Origin of the sequence: Erysipelatoclostridium sp. An15 (assembly GCF_002160675.1) — a bacterium.
Lineage (GTDB): Bacteria > Bacillota_I > Bacilli_A > Erysipelotrichales > Coprobacillaceae > Thomasclavelia > Thomasclavelia merdavium.
On the sequence record NZ_NFLA01000119.1, the window covers coordinates 1 to 655 of the forward strand.

The 655-nt window shown below is 27.5% G+C and carries 1 protein-coding gene; it reads left to right on the forward strand.

Features of this window, described 5'->3' with window-relative positions:
• Window positions 1-26 precede the first annotated feature (26 nt).
• Window positions 27-452, forward strand: a complete 426-nt coding sequence (locus tag B5E92_RS15290) for an Hsp20/alpha crystallin family protein (protein ID WP_087303556.1) — start codon at window positions 27-29, stop codon at window positions 450-452.
• The last annotated feature ends 203 nt before the right edge of the window (window positions 453-655 follow it).

The following is a 655-nucleotide window of genomic DNA, read 5'->3' on the forward strand; positions in this document are numbered from 1 at the left end:
AATAAATTTAAAAGGAGATGATTTATATGAAATTACTACCTGGATTTGCAACTTTTGATGATGTTTTTGATAACATGTTTGATGATCCTTTCTTTAGAGGAACTAGAACTACTAATTTAATGAAAACTGATGTTAAAGAAATCGGTGATAACTATCAATTAGAAATGGAAGTTCCTGGCTTTGCTAAGGAAGATATTTCTATTGAATTACATGATGGATATTTAAATATCAGTGCTAAAAAATCTAATGATAACGATCAAAAAGACAATGATGGTAATATCATTCGTCGCGAACGATATTCAGGATCTTGTTCACGTAGCTTCTATGTTGGTGATGATATCAAACAAGAAGATATTAAAGCAAGTTATAACAATGGTGAGTTGATTATTACATTGCCTAAAGAAGCACCAAAACAAGTAGAAACAAAAAGTAATTTTATTCCAATTGAATAATTTTAGTTAACATTTTCACTATAGTTGATGCTAAAAATAAGAATATTATGATGAAGATGATTTATTCATGAAGTAATTTCGAAAAATAAATTTAAAAGGAGATGATTTATATGAAATTACTACCTGGATTTGCAACTTTTGATGATGTTTTTGATAACATGTTTGATGATCCTTTCTTTAGAGGAACTAGAACTACTAATTTA

Excerpts from the sequence above, each read along its gene's own strand:
- B5E92_RS15290 (WP_087303556.1), top strand. The coding sequence starts at position 27 with ATGAAATTACTACCTGGATTTGCAACTTTTGATGATGTTTTTGATAAC.